General features: G+C 56.3%; 14 protein-coding genes. 12 read left to right on the forward strand and 2 right to left on the reverse strand.

Features of this window, described 5'->3' with window-relative positions; genetic code table 11:
* Position 1: 1 nt before the first annotated feature.
* Positions 2–640 (reverse strand): bactofilin family protein, encoded by a 639-nt coding sequence (locus K7H21_RS01730; protein WP_004126117.1) that lies wholly within the window; start codon positions 638–640, stop codon positions 2–4.
* Positions 641–872: 232 nt separating this feature from the next.
* On the opposite strand from K7H21_RS01730, the gene K7H21_RS01735 reads away from it, so the two are divergent.
* The 11 genes from K7H21_RS01735 to glgP all read left to right on the forward strand — a co-directional run bounded on the left by K7H21_RS01735 (position 873) and on the right by glgP (position 17,127).
* Entirely contained in the window at positions 873–1,910 is a 1,038-nt protein-coding gene (locus K7H21_RS01735; RefSeq protein ID WP_004126116.1) for an oxidoreductase, read from the forward strand.
* A 121-nt stretch (positions 1,911–2,031) separates the two neighbouring features.
* A complete protein-coding gene (locus K7H21_RS01740) occupies positions 2,032–2,727 on the forward strand; it encodes a pirin family protein (protein ID WP_024359821.1) in 696 nt (231 codons plus the stop codon).
* Between the two features lie 114 nt (positions 2,728–2,841).
* Positions 2,842–3,837 (forward strand): gluconate operon transcriptional repressor GntR, encoded by a 996-nt coding sequence (gene gntR, locus K7H21_RS01745; protein ID WP_223035532.1) that lies wholly within the window; start codon positions 2,842–2,844, stop codon positions 3,835–3,837.
* Positions 3,838–4,018: 181 nt separating this feature from the next.
* A complete protein-coding gene (gntK, locus tag K7H21_RS01750) occupies positions 4,019–4,549 on the forward strand; it encodes a gluconokinase (RefSeq protein ID WP_004126110.1) in 531 nt (176 codons plus the stop codon).
* Positions 4,549–5,889, forward strand: coding sequence for a gluconate transporter (gntU, locus tag K7H21_RS01755; protein ID WP_004126107.1), 1,341 nt, complete (start codon positions 4,549–4,551; stop codon positions 5,887–5,889). The genes gntK and gntU overlap by 1 nt, the downstream gene beginning before the upstream one ends.
* Before the next feature lie 452 nt (positions 5,890–6,341).
* On the forward strand, positions 6,342–7,448 hold the full coding sequence (asd, locus tag K7H21_RS01760; protein ID WP_004126104.1) for an aspartate-semialdehyde dehydrogenase: 1,107 nt from the start codon (positions 6,342–6,344) through the stop codon (positions 7,446–7,448).
* 247 nt (positions 7,449–7,695) lie between these two features.
* Complete coding sequence (gene glgB / locus K7H21_RS01765; RefSeq protein WP_004126099.1) at positions 7,696–9,882, forward strand: 1,4-alpha-glucan branching enzyme; 2,187 nt, start codon at positions 7,696–7,698, stop codon at positions 9,880–9,882.
* The gene (gene glgX / locus K7H21_RS01770; RefSeq protein WP_223035533.1) at positions 9,879–11,855 is read left to right on the forward strand and encodes a glycogen debranching protein GlgX; all 1,977 of its coding nucleotides are present in this window, start codon (positions 9,879–9,881) and stop codon (positions 11,853–11,855) included. The genes glgB and glgX overlap by 4 nt, the downstream gene beginning before the upstream one ends.
* Positions 11,856–11,935: 80 nt before the next feature.
* On the forward strand, positions 11,936–13,231 hold the full coding sequence (gene glgC, locus K7H21_RS01775; protein ID WP_004126094.1) for a glucose-1-phosphate adenylyltransferase: 1,296 nt from the start codon (positions 11,936–11,938) through the stop codon (positions 13,229–13,231).
* Entirely contained in the window at positions 13,231–14,664 is a 1,434-nt protein-coding gene (gene glgA, locus K7H21_RS01780) for a glycogen synthase GlgA (RefSeq protein ID WP_004126091.1), read from the forward strand. The genes glgC and glgA overlap by 1 nt, the downstream gene beginning before the upstream one ends.
* A 15-nt stretch (positions 14,665–14,679) precedes the next feature.
* Positions 14,680–17,127: a glycogen phosphorylase gene (gene glgP, locus K7H21_RS01785; RefSeq protein ID WP_004126089.1), complete on the forward strand. Its 2,448-nt coding sequence runs from the start codon at positions 14,680–14,682 to the stop codon at positions 17,125–17,127.
* 52 nt (positions 17,128–17,179) lie between these two features.
* On the opposite strand, the gene glpD is transcribed toward glgP, so the two are convergent.
* On the reverse strand, positions 17,180–18,688 hold the full coding sequence (gene glpD, locus K7H21_RS01790; protein WP_004126088.1) for a glycerol-3-phosphate dehydrogenase: 1,509 nt from the start codon (positions 18,686–18,688) through the stop codon (positions 17,180–17,182).
* Between the two features lie 211 nt (positions 18,689–18,899).
* On the opposite strand from glpD, the gene glpE reads away from it, so the two are divergent.
* Entirely contained in the window at positions 18,900–19,229 is a 330-nt protein-coding gene (glpE, locus tag K7H21_RS01795) for a thiosulfate sulfurtransferase GlpE (RefSeq protein ID WP_004126086.1), read from the forward strand.
* Positions 19,230–19,246 lie beyond the last annotated feature (17 nt).

Raw genomic sequence — 19,246 nt, forward strand, 5'->3', positions numbered from 1 at the left:
GCTACTGCGCCTCAACCTTATCTTTGGTTTCAATAGCGGTATCGGCGATAAACCCTACGACGTTGCTCTTTTCTGCCGCCGGCAGCAGCTCTGCCTGGCCGGAAAAAACGCCGCCCTTTTTGATGGCCAGCGTGCGGTAGGCCAACGTGCCGGTCACGTTGCCATTCTTATCGATTTCAATCGTTTCGCTGCGGCACTGGCCGATGACGCAGCCGTCAATAATCAGCTCGCGGCAGGTGATATTCCCCTCTACCAGACCGCCGGTCATGATCTTTATTTGGCTCTCTCGCGCGTCGATATTGCCGCTTACGGTGCCGTAAATATCGACGTCTCCCTCGGCGATAATGTTTCCGTCAAAGCGGATACCGCCGGCGATAACCGTGGTGGCCGGTTTTCGGGCCATGGCGGAGGGAGATTCACCGTTGAGTACCGCCGTATTCACCGCCGGCGGCGTAGATTCAATGATTTTGTTCTTTTTAAACATATGGTTAATCCGCTGATATTGAAAATGAAAAACGAAGGAGGATAAGGCGAAAGAGCCCGATAGCCAGGCCAGATACGTGGATTCGAAGCACCAGGCCATCAGGCCAAGCAGCCAAAAGAGAAGGGCGCTATTTAAGGCGATATATTTGCTTTCCATGCGAACGAGATGGCTACTCCTTTAGTCATCGTATTTTGGGAAACGGTGAGCGCGCTGGATAAAAAACGTTCTTTTCCCGAGGGGTCCTCTTATCCAGAATTTAGCCAGCAGGGTCAATAAATTTGAGCGCTAAATTTAACATTTAAGAATTTGGCACACTCATTGAAGGGGTTAAGTTTGCAGCCAGCTTGCGCTATGGTTAACAGCAGAGACCTTAAATAAGGATAGCGTTATGACTTTGCACTGCGCATTTATTGGATTCGGCAAAAGCACCACCCGCTACCATCTTCCCTATGTCCTGCACCGAAAAGAACGCTGGCATGTGGCGCATATCTACCGCCGCAGCGCAAAGCCGGAGGAACAGGCTCCGCAGTATTCGCACATCCACTTCACCAGCGACCTCGAGGAAGTGCTTAACGACCCGCAGGTCAAACTGGTGATTGTCTGCACCCACGCGGACAGCCATTTTTCCTATGCGAAACGGGCGCTGGAGGCGGGCAAAAATGTGCTGGTCGAAAAGCCCTTTACCCCGACGCTTGAGGAGGCAAAAACGCTATTCGCCCTGGCGAAAAGCAAGGGACTGACGGTTACGCCGTACCAGAATCGTCGCTTCGACTCCTGCTTCCTGACCACGAAGAAGGTGATTGAGAGCGGAAAACTTGGCGAGATCGTCGAGATTGAAAACCATTTCGACAACTATCGTCCGGTAGATGGAGGAAAACCCGGGCTGCCTCAGGACGGCACATTCTACGGCCTGGGCGTCCATACCCTGGACCAAATTATCTCCCTGTTCGGTCGCCCGGACCATGTCTCTTATGACATCCGTAGCCTGCGCAATAAGGCCAACCCGGACGATACCTTTGAGGCCCAGCTGTTCTACGGCAACCTGAAGGCGATCGTCAAAACCAGCCATCTGGTGAAGCTGCCCTACCCAAAATTCATCGTCCATGGTCATAAAGGTTCGTTTATTAAATACGGTATCGACCAGCAGGAGACCAGCCTTAAGGCCAATGTTATGCCGGGCGAGCCGGGATTCGGCGCGGATGAGACGGTTGGTCTGCTGGAGTACGTCAATGAGGCGGGGGAAACCGTACGGGAAGAGATCCCGCTTGAAACCGGCGACTATGGGCGAGTCTATGATTCGCTGTATGAAACCCTCATTAACGGTCAGCCAAATTTCGTCAAGGAATCTGAAGTTCTCACAAACCTGGAGATCCTCGAACGCGGCTTTGAACAGCCATCACCTGCCACGATTACCCTTACCCGATAAGCCATCATGGCTCCTCTGTACTCGTTCATATTTTTTGAACAGAGGAGTCAATTTTCACCCTCTATGATCGTTTGGCGATTGGGTCCACACTGAGTCCATCGAAAACATACGGGGGTGCAACATGATCTACTTACGTAAAGCTAACGAACGCGGCCACGCTAACCACGGCTGGCTGGATTCCTGGCATACTTTCTCTTTCGCTAACTATTACGACCCTAACTTTATGGGCTTCTCGGCGCTGCGGGTGATCAATGACGACGTGATTGATGCCGGCCAGGGCTTCGGTACCCATCCGCACAAGGACATGGAAATCCTGACCTACGTGCTGGAAGGGGCCGTTGAACACCAGGACAGCATGGGGAATAAAGAGCAGGTTCCGGCGGGCGAGTTCCAGATCATGAGCGCGGGTACCGGAGTTCGTCACTCTGAGTACAACCCAAGCGCCACGGAAAAACTGCATCTGTACCAGATCTGGATTATGCCGGAAAAAAATGGCATCACGCCGCGCTACGAACAGCGCCGCTTTGACGCCGCGCAGGGCAAACAGCTGGTACTGTCGCCGGATGCTCGTGAAGGTTCGCTGAAGGTGTACCAGGATATGGAGCTGTACCGCTGGGCGCTGCTGAAAGATGAGCAGTCGGTGCACCAGATTGCCGCTGAACGTCGGGTGTGGATCCAGGTGGTGAAAGGTGAAGTCACCATCAACGGAACGAAAGCTACCACCAGCGATGGCCTGGCGATTTGGGACGAGCAGGCGATTTCCGTACACGCCGACAGCGATAGCGAAATTCTGCTGTTCGATCTGCCGCCCGTCTGATCGTTCTCCGATCGGGTCTAAATAAATTGCGCAACCTTCCCGGATGTTAGGGAAGGTTGCGCTTTGTCCGTGATAAACTGGGGAAATGTTTCCCCGTTGATCGCAGTCAGGACGATGAAAAAGAAAAGACCCGTACTTCAGGATGTAGCCGATCTTGTCGGCGTGACCAAAATGACGGTCAGTCGCTATTTACGTAACCCGGAACAGGTTTCCGAAGCGCTGCGTGGCAAGATAGCCGTTGCTCTCGATGAACTGGGTTATATTCCTAATCGCGCCCCTGACATCCTCTCTAATGCCACCAGCCGCGCCATTGGCGTGCTGTTGCCCTCGTTAACCAACCAGGTTTTCTCAGAAGTGCTGCGCGGTATTGAAAGCGTGACCGACTCTTTCGGTTACCAGACGATGCTGGCGCACTACGGCTATAAGCCGGAAATGGAAGAAAAACGTCTGGAATCCATGCTTTCCTGGAACATTGACGGTCTAATCCTCACCGAACGAACCCACACGCCGCGCACCCTGAAGATGGTCGAAGTCGCGGGGATCCCGGTCGTGGAGCTGATGGACAGCCAGTCGCCGTGTCTCGATATCGCCGTCGGCTTTGATAACTTTGAAGCGGCCCGGCAGATGACCGCGGCGATTATCAATCATGGCCACCGTCACGTTGCCTATCTTGGCGCACGTCTTGATGAACGTACTATCATCAAACAGAAGGGGTACGAGCAGGCGATGCTTGATGCCGGGATGACGCCCTACAGCGTGATGGTTGAGCAGTCTTCCTCTTATTCTTCGGGGATTGAGCTGATGCGCCAGGCGCGTCGTGAATATCCGCAGCTTGACGGCATATTCTGTACCAACGATGACCTTGCGGTCGGCGCGGCGTTTGAGTGCCAGCGTCTGGGGCTGAAAATCCCTGACGATATGGCGATTGCCGGTTTCCACGGCCACGATATCGGCCAGGTGATGGAGCCGCGTCTGGCCAGCGTGCTGACGCCGCGTGAGCGGATGGGGCGGATTGGCGCAGAGCGTTTGCTGGCGCGTATTCGCGGTGAAGCGGTGACGCCTAAGATGTTAGATTTAGGTTTCACATTGTCACCGGGCGGATCTATTTAAACTGACAAATTTGAAGTAGATCACACATATTCACATCTGGCACGAATGGTTATTGCTTCTCCACAACTCCGGCATGACAATGTTACCGATAACAGTTACCCGTAACAATTAACCTGTACGCCAGTGTTCCACGCCGTTAAACGCTGCCAGGCTGCGCGTATGTGTCCAGTGGGAGGAAGCTTTGAGCACGACTAACCATGATCACCACATCTATGTCCTGATGGGCGTTTCCGGCAGCGGCAAATCCGCTGTCGCCAGCGAAGTGGCGCATCAACTGCACGCCGCGTTTCTCGACGGTGACTTTCTGCATCCGCGCAGCAACATCAACAAGATGGCTTCCGGCGAACCGTTAAATGACGATGACCGCACCCCATGGCTGCAGGCGCTGAACGATGCCGCGTTTGCCATGCAGCGTACCAATAAAGTGTCGCTGATTGTCTGCTCCGCGCTGAAAAAGAGCTATCGCGACATCCTGCGTAAAGGCAACCCGAACCTCTCTTTTATCTATCTTAAAGGCGATTTCGAAGTTATCGAACAACGTTTGAAGGCGCGTAAAGGCCATTTCTTTAAAACCCAGATGTTGGTTACGCAGTTTGAAACGCTGCAAGAGCCGGGCACGGATGAAAACGATGTTTTAATCGTCGATATCGACCAGTCATTGGAAGGCGTGGTCGCCAGCACCATTGAGGTGATCAACAAAGGCAGTAAATAGTGAGTACATTAACGCTTGTTTTAACAGCAGTCGGCTCCGTTTTGCTGCTGCTGTTTTTAGTGATGAAGGCGCGTATGCATGCCTTCGTGGCTTTGATGGTGGTTTCTATTGGAGCAGGGCTTTTTTCCGGCATGCCGTTGGACAAGATCGCGGCGACAATGGAAAAAGGCATGGGCGGCACGCTGGGCTTTCTGGCTATCGTCGTCGCGCTAGGGGCAATGTTCGGGAAGATCCTGCATGAAACCGGCGCGGTCGACCAGATTGCCGTCAAAATGTTGAAATCTTTCGGCCATAGTCGCGCCCACTATGCGATAGGCCTGGCCGGCCTTATCTGCGCGCTGCCGCTGTTTTTCGAAGTGGCGATCGTGCTGCTGATCAGCGTGGCGTTCTCGATGGCGCGTCATACCGGTACCAACCTTGTGAAGCTGGTGATCCCGCTGTTTGCCGGGGTGGCCGCCGCCGCGGCGTTCCTGCTGCCGGGGCCTGCGCCGATGCTGCTGGCATCACAGATGCACGCCGACTTTGGCTGGATGATCCTGATTGGCCTGTGCGCCGCGATCCCGGGGATGATTATTGCCGGGCCGCTGTGGGGTAACTTTATCAGCCGCTACGTTGAGCTGCATACGCCTGACGATATCAGCGAGCCGCACCTCGGCGAAGGCAAAATGCCGTCCTTCGGCTTCAGTCTGGCCTTAATTCTGCTGCCGCTGGTGCTGGTTGGCCTGAAAACCATCGCTGCGCGTTTTGTGCCGGAAGGCTCTACCGCCTACGAATGGTTTGAGTTTATCGGCCATCCGTTTACCGCAATTCTGGTTGCCTGCCTGGTGGCGATCTATGGCCTGGCGGTACGTCAGGGGATGGCCAAAGATCGGGTGATGGAGATTTGCGGTCATGCGCTTCAGCCAGCGGGCATTATTCTGCTGGTGATCGGCGCGGGTGGCGTGTTCAAACAGGTGCTGGTCGACTCCGGCGTGGGGCCGGCGCTCGGCGAAGCGCTGACCGGGATGGGCCTGCCGATTGCGATCACTTGCTTTGTGCTGGCGGCGGCGGTACGTATTATTCAGGGCTCCGCGACCGTGGCCTGCCTGACGGCCGTCGGTCTGGTCATGCCGGTTATTGAACAGCTGCACTACAGCGGCGCGCAGATGGCGGCGCTCTCCATCTGCATCGCCGGCGGCTCTATCGTCGTCAGCCACGTTAACGACGCGGGCTTCTGGCTGTTCGGTAAGTTTACCGGCGCGACCGAAGCGCAAACGCTGAAGACCTGGACGATGATGGAAACTATCCTCGGCACCGTCGGGGCGATAGTCGGTATGATTGCGTTTACGCTGTTGAGTTAACCGACAAAGTGAAACACCCGGCGGAGCGAGGCGATGCCGGGTTAATTTCCCCGCTCTACTTATATCGAAAACCCTTAGCTTTACCCCTCTTCCGATCTGCCACTACCAGAAATACGACAAACATCATATGGCTCATAAACCCATGCCACGCCTGGATTTAACCAGTTTGGTCAGCGAGAATAAAACAACCGAATTTCTGCTGCAATCCATAACCCGGATCAATAAAATAGCGGCGGAAAATATTCCCTTCACAATGTAAATTCCCTGATAATTATTCGGGTATTCCGGGGTGCCAGTGACGGCGGCCATCAGGCAAAATTAGCTGCGTTACTGATTGCCTCGCAATCATTGATTAATTTCACTTGCGACTTTAGCTGCATTTTGTAATGTGAAGGACTAACCAGTAGGAAACTGGCCTGGAACAAACAGCACACACCTCGCAGGAATACGTTATGAAAAATGTTGGTTTTATCGGCTGGCGCGGAATGGTCGGCTCTGTCCTCATGCAACGCATGGTTGAAGAGCGCGATTTTGACGCCATTCGCCCTGTTTTTTTCTCCACCTCTCAGCTGGGGCAGCCTGCTCCATCTTTTGGTGGCAGTACCGGTGGCACGCTTCAGGATGCGTTTGATCTGGAAGCGCTGAAGGCGCTGGACATTATTGTCACGTGTCAGGGCGGCGATTACACCAACGATATTTACCCGAAGCTGCGTGAAAGCGGCTGGCAGGGCTACTGGATTGACGCGGCCTCTTCGCTGCGCATGAAGGACGACGCCATTATCATTCTTGACCCGGTGAACCAGGACGTCATTACCGCAGGTCTGAACAACGGCGTGAAAACCTTTGTTGGCGGCAACTGTACCGTTAGCTTGATGCTGATGTCTCTCGGCGGCCTGTTTGCTCAGGATCTGGTCGAGTGGGTGAGCGTGGCAACTTATCAGGCGGCTTCCGGCGGCGGCGCGCGTCATATGCGCGAGCTGCTGACCCAGATGGGCCAACTGCACAGCCACGTTGCTGCTGAGCTGGCGGATCCGGCCTCCGCGATCCTGGAGATTGAACGCAAGGTCACCTCTTTGACCCGCAGCGGCGAACTGGCGGTGGACAACTTTGGCGTTCCTCTGGCGGGCAGCCTGATCCCCTGGATCGACAAGCAGCTGGATAACGGCCAGAGCCGTGAAGAGTGGAAAGGCCAGGCGGAGACCAACAAAATTCTCGCGACCGCCTCACCGATTCCGGTAGACGGCTTGTGCGTTCGCGTTGGCGCGCTGCGCTGCCATAGCCAGGCGTTCACTATCAAGCTGAAAAAAGAGGTTTCTATTCCGACCGTTGAGGAACTGCTGGCCGCGCACAACCCGTGGGCCAAAGTGGTGCCGAACGATCGTGATATCACTATGCGTGAGCTGACCCCGGCTGCCGTCACCGGCACCCTGACCACCCCGGTGGGCCGCCTGCGTAAACTGAACATGGGGCCGGAGTATCTGTCGGCCTTCACCGTGGGCGACCAGCTGCTGTGGGGGGCCGCCGAGCCGCTCCGCCGCATGCTAAAACAGCTGGCGTAGTCGTCACAAGATGGGAAAAGGGGTGTTGAAACACCCCTTTTTTTTGCGTAATACAAGGAGTAAACGCGAATGTTAGATTTTTCCCAACGGAGGTAACTCAGCCTTGGCTATGCTTTAAGTAAGGAGTCACGCTGTCTCCTTACCTGAAGGTGGGACGGAGCAGGGGGACGCATAACGTGCTGCGCCGTTCAGGTCAAAAAAAGTCGCCGGATACAGGAAAGGGCGACACCTACAACAGGATGAAACCATGTCTAATCGTATTGATAAGGACGTGATTAATGCGCTTATCGCCGGCCATTTTGCGGATCCTTTTTCCGTGCTTGGCATGCATTACGCCGACGCCGGGCTGGAAGTTCGTGCATTATTACCCGATGCCACCGATGTGTGGGTCATTGAACCAAAAACCGGACGCAAAGTCGGCAAGCTAGAATGCCTCGACTCGCGCGGTTTCTTCTGCGGCGTTCTGCCGCGCCGCAAAAATCCTTTTCGCTATCAGCTGGCCGTCACCTGGCACGGGCAGCAGAACCTGATTGATGACCCGTATCGTTTTGGTCCGCTGTTGCAGGATCTCGATGTCTGGCTACTGTCGGAAGGCACGCATCTGCGTCCTTATGAAACGCTGGGCGCGCATGCCGACACCATGGACGGGGTGGTCGGCACGCGCTTCTCGGTCTGGGCGCCTAACGCCCGCCGGGTATCGGTTGTCGGCCAGTTTAACTACTGGGACGGCCGCCGTCATCCGATGCGCCTGCGCAAAGAGTCCGGCATCTGGGAGCTATTTGTTCCCGGCGCGCTGAACGGTCAGCTGTATAAATTCGAGCTTATCGATGCCCATGGCAATCTGCGGGTGAAATCTGACCCTTACGCTTTTGAAGCGCAAATGCGCCCGGAGAGCGCCTCGCTTATCTGCGGGCTGCCGGAAAAGGTCGAGCAGCCGCCGGAGCGCAAGCAGGCGAATCAGTTTGATGCGCCGATATCGATTTATGAAGTACACCTCGGCTCCTGGCGCCGCCACACCGATAATAACTTCTGGTTAAGCTACCGCGAGCTTGCCGACCAGCTGGTCCCGTATGCCAAATGGATGGGCTTTACCCACCTCGAACTGTTGCCGGTTAACGAGCATCCGTTTGACGGCAGCTGGGGCTATCAGCCGACCGGGCTGTACGCGCCCACCCGTCGCTTCGGCACCCGGGAGGATTTTCGCTACTTTATCAACGCCGCGCACGCCGCGGGGCTTAACGTTATTCTGGACTGGGTGCCCGGTCATTTCCCGGCGGATGATTTTGCTCTCGCTTCGTTTGACGGCACCTCGCTGTATGAACACAGCGACCCGCGCGAAGGCTATCACCAGGACTGGAATACCCTGATCTACAACTATGGCCGCCGCGAGGTCAGCAACTACCTGGTTGGTAATGCGCTGTACTGGATCGAGCGCTTTGGCATTGACGCGCTGCGGGTCGATGCGGTGGCGTCGATGATTTATCGCGACTACAGCCGCAAACAGGGCGAGTGGGTACCGAACGAGTTCGGCGGTCGGGAAAACCTGGAGGCGATTGAGTTTCTGCGTAATACCAACCGCGTGCTGGGCGAACAGACGCCGGGCGCGGTGACGATGGCGGAAGAGTCGACTGATTTTCCCGGCGTTTCTCGTCCTTCCTCAACCGGCGGGCTGGGTTTCTGGTTTAAATGGAACCTCGGCTGGATGCACGACACCCTCGACTATATGAAGCTGGACCCGGTGCATCGTCGACATCATCACGACAAGATGACCTTCGGCATGCTCTACAACTACACCGAAAACTTTGTCTTGCCGCTCTCTCATGATGAAGTGGTACACGGCAAAAAATCGATTCTCGACCGCATGCCGGGCGACGCATGGCAGAAGTTCGCCAACCTGCGCGCCTACTACGGCTGGCTGTTTGCCTTCCCGGGTAAAAAGCTGCTGTTTATGGGCAATGAGTTTGCTCAGGGGCGTGAGTGGAACCACGATGCGAGCCTCGACTGGCATCTGCTGGAGGGCGGCGACAACTGGCACCACGGCGTCCAGCGGCTAGTCCGCGACCTCAATCATACCTATCGTCACCACAAAGCGCTGCATGAGCTGGATTTCGACCCTTACGGCTTTGAATGGCTGGTGGTGGACGATCATGAGCGCTCAGTGTTTATCTTTGTTCGTCGCGACAAGGCGGGCAATGAAATCATCGTCGCCAGCAACTTCACTCCGGTGCCGCGTCATGAGTACCGATTTGGCATCAACCAGCCCGGCCGCTGGCGTGAAGAGCTGAACACCGACTCCATGCACTACCACGGCAGCAATACCGGCAACGGCGGGGTCGTTGAAAGCGAAGCGATCGCCAGCCACGGTCGTGAACACTCCCTCTCCATTACCCTACCGCCGCTGGCGACGGTGTGGCTGGTGCGGGAGGCGCAATGATCGCACTCACGGCAGGAAAGCCCGCGCCTTTAGGGGCCAGCTACGACGGTAAAGGCGTGAATTTCGCGCTCTTTTCCGCCCATGCGGAGCGGGTGGAACTCTGCGTGTTTGACGACCAGGGCAATGAGCGGCGCGTCGACATGCCCGCGCGCAGCGGCGATATCTGGCACGGCTGGCTCGCCGATGCCGGGCCTGGCTTACGCTACGGCTATCGCGTCCACGGGCCCTGGGACCCGGCGCAGGGACACCGCTTCAATCCGGCCAAACTGCTGCTCGACCCCTGCTGCCATAACGTGGAGGGCGGGCTGCCTGACGATGAGCGTCTACACGGCGGCGACTTCGCTCCCGACAACCGCGACAGCGCAGCGATAGCGCCGAAGTCGCGGGTGATCGACCTGCATTACGATTGGCGCGGCGATAAGCCGCCGCGCACGCCGTGGGGCCAGACGGTGATTTATGAAGCCCACGTCAAGGGGCTGACGTATCTGCACCCCGATCTGCCGGAGAATATCCGCGGCACCTATAAAGCGCTCGGTCACCCGGTGATGATCGATTACTTCCGCACGCTTGGCATTACTGCACTAGAGTTAATGCCGGTGGCGCAGTTCGCCAGCGAACCGCGCCTTCAGCGGATGGGGTTAAGCAACTACTGGGGCTACAACCCGCTGGCGATTTTCGCCCTCGATACCCGCTACGCCAGCGTGACGGAACAGGCGTTAAATGAGTTTCGCGATGCGGTTAAAGCGCTGCATGCAGCGGGCATTGAAGTGATCCTTGACGTGGTGCTCAACCATAGCGCGGAGATAGACCTGGAAGGGCCGACCTTCTCGCTGCGCGGAATCGATAACCGTAGCTATTATTGGATCAGGGAAGACGGTGATTACCACAACTGGACCGGCTGCGGGAACACCATCAACCTCAGCCACCCCGGCGTGGTGGAGTATGCCCGCCAGTGCCTGCGCTTTTGGGTCGATGAGTGTCACGTTGACGGCTTTCGTTTCGACCTGGCTTCGGTGATGGGGCGGACGCCGGCGTTTCGTCAGGATGCGCCGCTGTTTGAGGCCATCCGTAACGATCCGCATCTTGCGGAGGTGAAGCTGATCGCGGAACCCTGGGATATCGGTCCCGGCGGCTACCAGGTGGGGAACTTTCCGCCGCTGTTCGCCGAGTGGAACGACCATTTTCGCGATACCGCGCGTCGTTTTTGGCTGCAGCAGAACGTCTCGCTGGGCGACTTCGCTCAGCGCTTTGCCGCTTCCAGCGACGTCTTTCAGCGTCATGGACGAGCGCCTGCGGCGGCGGTGAATCTGGTCACCGCCCATGATGGTTTTACCCTGCGCGACTGCGTTTGTTTCAATCAGAAACATAATGAAGCGAACGGGGAGGAGAATCGCGATGGGACTAACAATAACTACAGCAACAATCATGGTATAGAAGGATTAGAAGGGAGTCTTGCCGTGATTGAACGGCGTCGTGCCAGCGTTCACGCTCTCCTTGCGACGCTGCTGCTGGCGCAGGGAACGCCGATGCTGCTGGCGGGTGACGAACACGGTCACAGCCAGCATGGCAACAATAATGCTTACTGTCAGGACAATGCGTTGACCTGGCTGGACTGGAACCATACTAACCGCGGGCTGACCGCGTTCACCGCCGCGCTAATTCATCTGCGCCAGCGTATTCCGGCTTTAACCGAGAATCGCTGGTGGCAGGAGGGAGACGGCCGCGTTCGCTGGTTAAACCAACATGCGCAGCCGCTGTCCGCCGATGAATGGCAGCACGGTGCGCCGCGTATGCAGATCATATTGTCCGATCGCTGGCTGATGGCGCTCAACGCCACCGCCGAGGTGGCGGAGATGGTTTTACCTGCGGGGGAATGGCGCGCCATTCCACCTTTCGCCGGAGAGGATAATCCGGTCACTATGGCTGTCTGGCATGGGCCCGCGCACGGAGTGTGCGTATTTCAAAGGTCGTAACCTCGGGGCTTCCGGTTGGTCTCGAAGCGGCGGCGCGGCGAGAAGGGCAGGCAAGCTGGGGAGTAAAAAAGGAGTTAATTATGGTTGGGGTAGAAAAGAACGATCCGTTGATGCTGGCGCGTCAGTTGCCGATCAAATCCGTTGCGCTGATCCTTGCTGGGGGACGTGGTACCCGTCTGAAGGATCTGACCAATAAACGCGCGAAACCTGCTGTCCATTTCGGCGGCAAGTTCCGCATTATCGATTTTGCGTTATCTAACTGTATTAACTCAGGCATTCGCCGTATCGGCGTCATCACCCAGTATCAATCGCATACTCTGGTGCAGCATATCCAGCGCGGCTGGTCGTTCTTCAATGAAGAGATGAACGAGTTTGTTGACCTGCTGCCCGCTCAGCAAAGGATGCAGGGGGAAAACTGGTATCGCGGCACGGCGGACGCGGTGACGCAGAACCTCGACATCATTCGTCGCTACAAGGCGGAGTACGTCGTTATCCTCGCGGGCGACCATATTTACAAACAAGACTACTCGCGGATGCTTATCGATCACGTCGAAAAAGGCGCGCGTTGCACCGTCGCCTGTATGCCGGTGCCTATTGAAGAAGCACGGGCGTTCGGGGTGATGGCGGTGGACGAGAGCGATAAGATTATCGATTTCGTCGAAAAGCCGGCTAACCCTCCGGCGATGCCGGGCGATGCCAGCAAATCGTTGGCGAGTATGGGTATCTATGTCTTTGATGCGGATTACCTTTATGAGCTGCTGGAAGACGACGATAACGACGAAAGCTCCAGCCACGATTTTGGTAAAGACATCATCCCGAAAATCACCAAAGCTGGCATGGCTTATGCACATCCTTTCCCACTCTCCTGCGTGCAGTCCGATCCGCAGTCTGAACCCTACTGGCGCGATGTGGGGACCCTGGAAGCTTACTGGAAAGCCAACCTCGATCTGGCTTCGGTGACTCCGGAGCTGGATATGTACGATCAGAACTGGCCGATTCGCACCCATATGGAGCCTTTGCCACCGGCAAAATTCGTTCAGGACCGCTCGGGTAGCCACGGGATGACCCTGAACTCGCTGGTCTCCGGGGGCTGTATTATCTCTGGTTCGGTGGTCGTGCAGTCGGTGCTGTTCCCGCGCGTGCGGGTGAATTCATTCTGTAACATTGATTCGGCAGTTTTGTTGCCAGAGGTTTGGGTTGGCCGTTCGTGCCGCCTGCGTCGCTGCATTATTGACCGCGCTTGCGTGATCCCGGAAGGTATGGTTGTTGGGGAGAACGCGGAAGAAGATGCACGCCGTTTCTACCGCTCGGAGGAAGGTATCGTGCTGGTCACCCGCGACATGCTGCGGAAATTGGGGTACCCACAGGAGCGCTAATGCAGGTATTACATGTATGTTCAGAGATGTTCCCGCTGTTAAAAACCGGTGGACTGGCGGATGTGATCGGCGCGCTGCCTGCAGCGCAAATCGCAGGGGGCGTCGACACACGCGTGCTCCTGCCCGCGTTTCCCGATCTCCGTCGCGGCGTAACGGATGCGCAGGTGGTGACGCGCCGGGAGACCTTTGCCGGGCGCATCACCCTGCTGTTCGGGCACTTTAACGGCGTGGGCATCTATTTGATTGATGCCCCGCATCTCTACGATCGGCCAGGGAGCCCTTACCACGATACCAATCAGCACGCTTACACCGACAACGTGCTGCGCTTTGCGCTACTGGGATGGGTAGGCAGCGAGATGGCCTGCGGCCTGGATCCTTTCTGGCGCCCTGATGTTGTTCACGCCCACGACTGGCATGCGGGCCTGACGCCGGCCTATCTGGCGGCGCGCGGTCACCCAGCTAAGTCGGTCTTTACGGTGCATAACCTGGCCTACCAGGGGATGTTCTACTCGTGGCATATGAACGACATTGAACTGCCGTGGTCGTTTTACAACGTTCATGGACTGGAATTTAACGGCCAGATCTCCTTTCTGAAGGCCGGCCTCTATTACGCCGACCACATTACGGCGGTCAGTCCAACCTATGCCCGTGAAATCACCGAGCCGCAGTTCGCTTATGGGATGGAAGGGCTGCTGCGTCAGCGTCAGCACGAGGGCCGCCTCTCCGGGATCCTCAACGGGGTGGATGACCATATCTGGAATCCGGAAAGCGACCTGCTGCTGGCCGCGCGCTATGACCGCGATAGGCTGGAAGAAAAAGCGGAGAATAAACGCCAGTTGCAAATCGCCATGGGTCTGAAGGTGGATGACAAAGCGCCGCTGTTTGCCGTTGTCAGCCGTCTGACCAGCCAGAAAGGGCTGGACCTGGTGCTTGAAGCGCTGCCGGGCCTGCTTGAACAGGGCGGCCAGCTGGCGCTGCTGGGGGCGGGCGATCCGGTGCTGCAGGAGGGATTCCTTGCCGCCGCGGCCGAACATCCGGGTAAAGTCGGCGTACAGATTGGTTACCATGAAGCCTTCTCGCACCGCATTATGGGCGGTGCCGATGTGATTCTGGTGCCGAGCCGTTTTGAACCGTGCGGCTTAACCCAGCTGTACGGACTGAAGTATGGCACGCTACCGCTGGTGCGGCGTACCGGCGGCCTGGCGGATACCGTTTCCGACTGCTCGCTGGAGAACCTCGCCGATGGTCTGGCTACCGGCTTTGTTTTTGAAGACAGCAACGCCTTGTCGCTGCTGCGGGCGATTCGACGCACGTTTGTTCTGTGGTCGCGCCCATCGCTCTGGCGCTACGTCCAGCGTCAGGCGATGAATATGGATTTTAGCTGGCAGGTTGCCGCGAATTCTTACCGCGAACTTTATCAACGCTTGCTGTAACCAGGAGCCAAAGCTATGAATGTACCTTTTAGCTACTCATCACCCACCCTGAGCGTTGAGGCGTTAAAGCACTCTATTGCTTATAAGCTGATGTTTATCATCGGCAAAGATCCGGCTATCGCTAACAAGCATGAATGGCTCAACGCCACGCTGTTCGCCGTTCGCGATCGCATGGTTGAGCGCTGGCTGCGCTCAAACCGTGCGCAGCTTTCTCAGGAAGTTCGCCAGGTTTACTACCTGTCGATGGAATTTTTGATTGGCCGTACGTTGTCCAACGCGCTGTTATCGCTCGGCATTTATGAAGATGTGAACAGCGCGCTGGAAGAGATGGGGCTGAACCTTGAAGAATTAATTGATGAAGAAAACGACCCGGGCTTAGGTAACGGCGGTCTTGGTCGTCTGGCGGCCTGCTTCCTCGATTCGCTTGCGGCGCTGGGGTTACCGGGCCGCGGCTACGGTATCCGCTACGACTACGGGATGTTTAAGCAGAATATTGTCGATGGGCGGCAGAAAGAATCCCCGGATTACTGGCTGGAGTATGGCAACCCGTGGGAGTTCGAGCGCCATAATACGCGTTACAAAGTGCGCTTCGGCGGCCGTATTCAGCAGGAAGGTAAATACTCCCGCTGGGTGGAGACCGAAGAGATTATTGCAGAAGCCTATGACCAGATTATCCCTGGCTTCGACACCGACGCTACCAACACGCTGCGCCTGTGGAGCGCCCAGGCCAGCAGCGAGATCAACCTCGGTAAATTCAACCAGGGCGACTACTTCGCGGCGGTGGAAGATAAAAACCATTCCGAGAACGTGTCGCGGGTGCTCTATCCGGATGACTCGACCTATTCAGGACGCGAGCTGCGCCTGCGGCAGGAGTACTTCCTCGTATCGGCGACGGTGCAGGACATCCTCAGCCGCCACTACCAGCTGCATAAAACCTACGCCAACCTGGCAGACAAAATCGCGATTCATCTCAACGACACGCATCCGGTGCTGTCGATTCCGGAGCTGATGCGCCTGCTGATTGACGAGCATAAGTTCAGCTGGGATGAGGCGTTCGAGGTGACCTGCCAGGTCTTCTCCTATACCAACCATACCCTGATGAGCGAAGCGCTGGAGACCTGGCCTGTCGAGATGCTGGGTAAAATCCTGCCGCGTCATTTGCAGATTATCTTCGAGATCAACGACTATTTCCTGAAGACCCTGCAGGAGCAGTACCCCAACGATACGGCGATGCTGGGCCGGACGTCGATTATCGACGAGTCCAACGGTCGTCGCGTACGTATGGCGTGGCTGGCGGTGGTGGTGAGCCATAAGGTCAACGGCGTGTCGGAGCTGCACTCCCGGCTGATGGTCGAGTCGCTGTTTGCCGAATTTGCCAAAATCTTCCCGATGCGCTTTACCAACGTCACGAACGGCGTGACGCCGCGCCGCTGGCTGGCGCTGGCGAATCCGCCGCTATCAAAAGTACTGGATGAAAATATCGGCCATAACTGGCGCACGGATTTGAGCCAGTTGAAGGAGCTGGAGCAGCATATTGACTATCCGAAAGTCAACCAGGCGGTGCGCCAGGCTAAGCTGGAAAACAAGCAGCGGCTGGCGAACTACATTGGTCAGCAGCTTAATGTGGTAGTGAATCCGAAGGCGCTGTTTGATGTGCAGATCAAGCGTATTCACGAGTACAAACGTCAGCTGATGAACGTGCTGCACGTGATTACTCGCTACAATCGCATTAAGGCCAACCCCGACGCCGAGTGGGTGCCGCGGGTGAATATCTTCGCCGGAAAGGCGGCTTCGGCTTACTACATGGCCAAACATATTATTCATTTAATTAACGACGTCGCGGCGGTGGTGAATAACGATCCGCAGATTGGCGATAAGCTGAAAGTGGTGTTTATCCCTAACTACAGCGTCAGCCTCGCGCAACTGATCATTCCGGCGGCGGATCTCTCCGAGCAGATTTCGCTGGCGGGAACGGAGGCCTCCGGGACCAGTAATATGAAGTTCGCGCTTAACGGCGCGTTAACCATCGGTACTCTGGACGGCGCTAACGTTGAGATGCAGGAGCACGTAGGGGCGGATAATTTCTTTATCTTCGGTAATACGGCGGAAGAGGTGGAGGCCCTGCGTGCCGACGGCTACAAACCGCGTGATTACTATGAGCAGGATGAAGAGCTGCACCAGGCGCTGACGCAGATCGGCACCGGCCTGTTCAGCCCATCGGAGCCGGGCCGCTATCGCGATCTGCTGGATTCGCTGATTAACTTTGGCGACCACTACCAGGTGCTGGCGGATTTTCGTAGCTACGTGGATTGTCAGGATAAGGTGGATGAGCTGTATCTTCACCCGGAAGAGTGGGCCAACAAAGCGATGCTCAATATCGCCAATATGGGCTACTTCTCTTCTGACCGCACGATCAAGGAGTATGCCGACCATATCTGGCATATCGATCCAGTACGTCTGTAGCGGGTTAGCCATAACAAAACGGGGCCACCAGGCCCCGTTGCTATTTACAGTTTTACGACGCTAACGACAGTTCAGACTTTCCCGCGTGCTGCGCCAGCCACTCGCTGATGCGCGCCTGCTGCTCGGCATTCAGCCACATACCTTGTTTGGTCCGGCGCCAGATAGCGTCGTCCAGACGGCGTACCCACTCGTGTTCTACCAGATAGCGCAGCTCGGCTTCATAAAACTCGTGGCCGAAATCTTCGCCCAGATCGGCAAGTGAAGTCGCTTCGCCGAGGATCCATTCGCTATTGCTGCCGTAAGTCCGCGCATAGTGGCGGGCCATCGATTCGCTGATAAACGAAAAGCGGCGGCGCAGCTTTGCCGCGTAGTCGTCACGGTCGCCGCCGATATCGCCGCCGGGCAGTACCGCGGTTTTGGTCCATGCCGGGCCGATGCCTTTATAGTAAGGCGTCAGTTTCTCCAGCGCATGCTCGGCAAGCTTACGATAGGTCGTGAGCTTGCCGCCAAAGACCGACAGCAGCGGAGCCTGTCCGTTTTCATCGTGAATATCGAGGGTGTAATCGCGGGTGATCGCCTGCGGTGAGTCGGATTCATCGTCGCACAGCGGGCGTACGCCGGAGTAGGTCCAGACAATATCGTCCCGCGTGAGCGTCTTTTTAAAGTGGGCGTTATAGACGTTCAGCAGGTAATTAATCTCTTTACCGTCGATCGCCACGGCTTTTGGGTCGCCTTTATATTCAACGTCGGTGGTGCCAATGATGGAGAATTCATCCATCCACGGGATCACAAAAACAATACGTTTATCTTCATTTTGCAGGATGTAGGCCTGCTTCTGCGCATGCACGCGCGGCACGACGATATGGCTGCCCTTAATCAAACGGATGCCGTACGGTGAGCGCAGGTGCATCCCTTCATCGAAGAACTGTTTAACCCACGGGCCAGTGGCGTTAACCAGACCGCGCGCCTGCCAGGTAAACTTCTCGCCGCTATCAATATCTTCTGCCTCAACAATCCACAAACCGTTTTCACGTTTTGCCGAGATGGCGCGGGTTCGTGTGCGCACTTCCCCGCCTTTACGCACAACCATCTGGGCGTTGGCCAGCACCATGCGCGCATCGTCGACCCAGCAGTCGGAATATTCGAAACCGCGCACGATTTCAGGTTTAAGTACCGATTCTGTGCCAAAACGCAACCCGGTTGAGCTGGGTAAACTGGTGCGCTTGCCCAGATGATCGTACATAAACAGCCCAATGCGGATCATCCACGCCGGACGCAGGTGCGGACGATGCGGTAAACGAAAGCGCATCGGGAAGGCGATGTGCGGGGCCATTTTTAATAACACTTCACGCTCGGCCAGCGCTTCGCTCACCAGGCGGAACTCATAGTGTTCAAGGTAGCGCAGCCCGCCATGAATCAGCTTTGAGCTGGCGCTGGATGTGGCGCAGGCCAGATCGTTCGCCTCCAGCATCAGCACGGATAAACCACGCCCTGCGGCGTCTGCCGCGATACCGGCACCGTTGATGCCTCCCCCTATCACAATCAGATCTTTGGTTTCCACGCTCGCCACCTCTTACACTTTCGTTTAAGCTCATAAATGTTCGATATCGCTCAATATAGCAAACAATCGCGCTATTGGTAACATCAAAAAAACATTTCAGAGTGATGCGTGTAACATATTGGCATTTATTTAGCGCCAGGCTGTACACTAGACGCTAAAATCCAGGGCGTTCGCCGCCTGCCTGTATATCCGTATATAAAGAAGAGAGCTTATGGATCGCTTTGAATGTATTAACGTAGAAGAAGCCCACCAGAAAATGCACCAGCAGACGGCGGTGCTGGTCGATATTCGCGACCCGCAAAGCTATGCAATGGGCCACACGCCGGGCGCTTTTCATCTGACTAACGATACGCTGGGCGCGTTTATGCGCGACAACGATTTTGATACGGCGGTCATGGTGATGTGTTATCACGGCAACAGCAGCAAAGGCGCCGCACAGTATCTGCTACAGCAGGGTTACGACAAGGTTTATAGCGTGGACGGCGGGTTTGATGCCTGGCATCGGCATTTCCCGGCGGAAGTTGCGCATGGCGCACTTTAGGCGTTAGCGTCGGTTGT

The sequence above is a fragment of the Klebsiella sp. CTHL.F3a genome (assembly GCF_019890895.1).
Classification (GTDB): Bacteria; Pseudomonadota; Gammaproteobacteria; order Enterobacterales; family Enterobacteriaceae; genus Klebsiella; species Klebsiella grimontii.

Excerpts from the sequence above, each read along its gene's own strand:
- glgC (WP_004126094.1), top strand. The coding sequence starts at position 11,936 with ATGGTTGGGGTAGAAAAGAACGATCCGTTGATGCTGGCGCGTCAGTTG.
- glgA (WP_004126091.1), top strand. The coding sequence starts at position 13,231 with ATGCAGGTATTACATGTATGTTCAGAGATGTTCCCGCTGTTAAAAACC.
- K7H21_RS01730 (WP_004126117.1), bottom strand. The coding sequence starts at position 640 with ATGGAAAGCAAATATATCGCCTTAAATAGCGCCCTTCTCTTTTGGCTG.
- glpE (WP_004126086.1), top strand. The coding sequence starts at position 18,900 with ATGGATCGCTTTGAATGTATTAACGTAGAAGAAGCCCACCAGAAAATG.
- K7H21_RS01740 (WP_024359821.1), top strand. The coding sequence starts at position 2,032 with ATGATCTACTTACGTAAAGCTAACGAACGCGGCCACGCTAACCACGGC.
- gntR (WP_223035532.1), top strand. The coding sequence starts at position 2,842 with ATGAAAAAGAAAAGACCCGTACTTCAGGATGTAGCCGATCTTGTCGGC.
- K7H21_RS01735 (WP_004126116.1), top strand. The coding sequence starts at position 873 with ATGACTTTGCACTGCGCATTTATTGGATTCGGCAAAAGCACCACCCGC.
- glgX (WP_223035533.1), top strand. The coding sequence starts at position 9,879 with ATGATCGCACTCACGGCAGGAAAGCCCGCGCCTTTAGGGGCCAGCTAC.
- asd (WP_004126104.1), top strand. The coding sequence starts at position 6,342 with ATGAAAAATGTTGGTTTTATCGGCTGGCGCGGAATGGTCGGCTCTGTC.
- glgP (WP_004126089.1), top strand. The coding sequence starts at position 14,680 with ATGAATGTACCTTTTAGCTACTCATCACCCACCCTGAGCGTTGAGGCG.
- glgB (WP_004126099.1), top strand. The coding sequence starts at position 7,696 with ATGTCTAATCGTATTGATAAGGACGTGATTAATGCGCTTATCGCCGGC.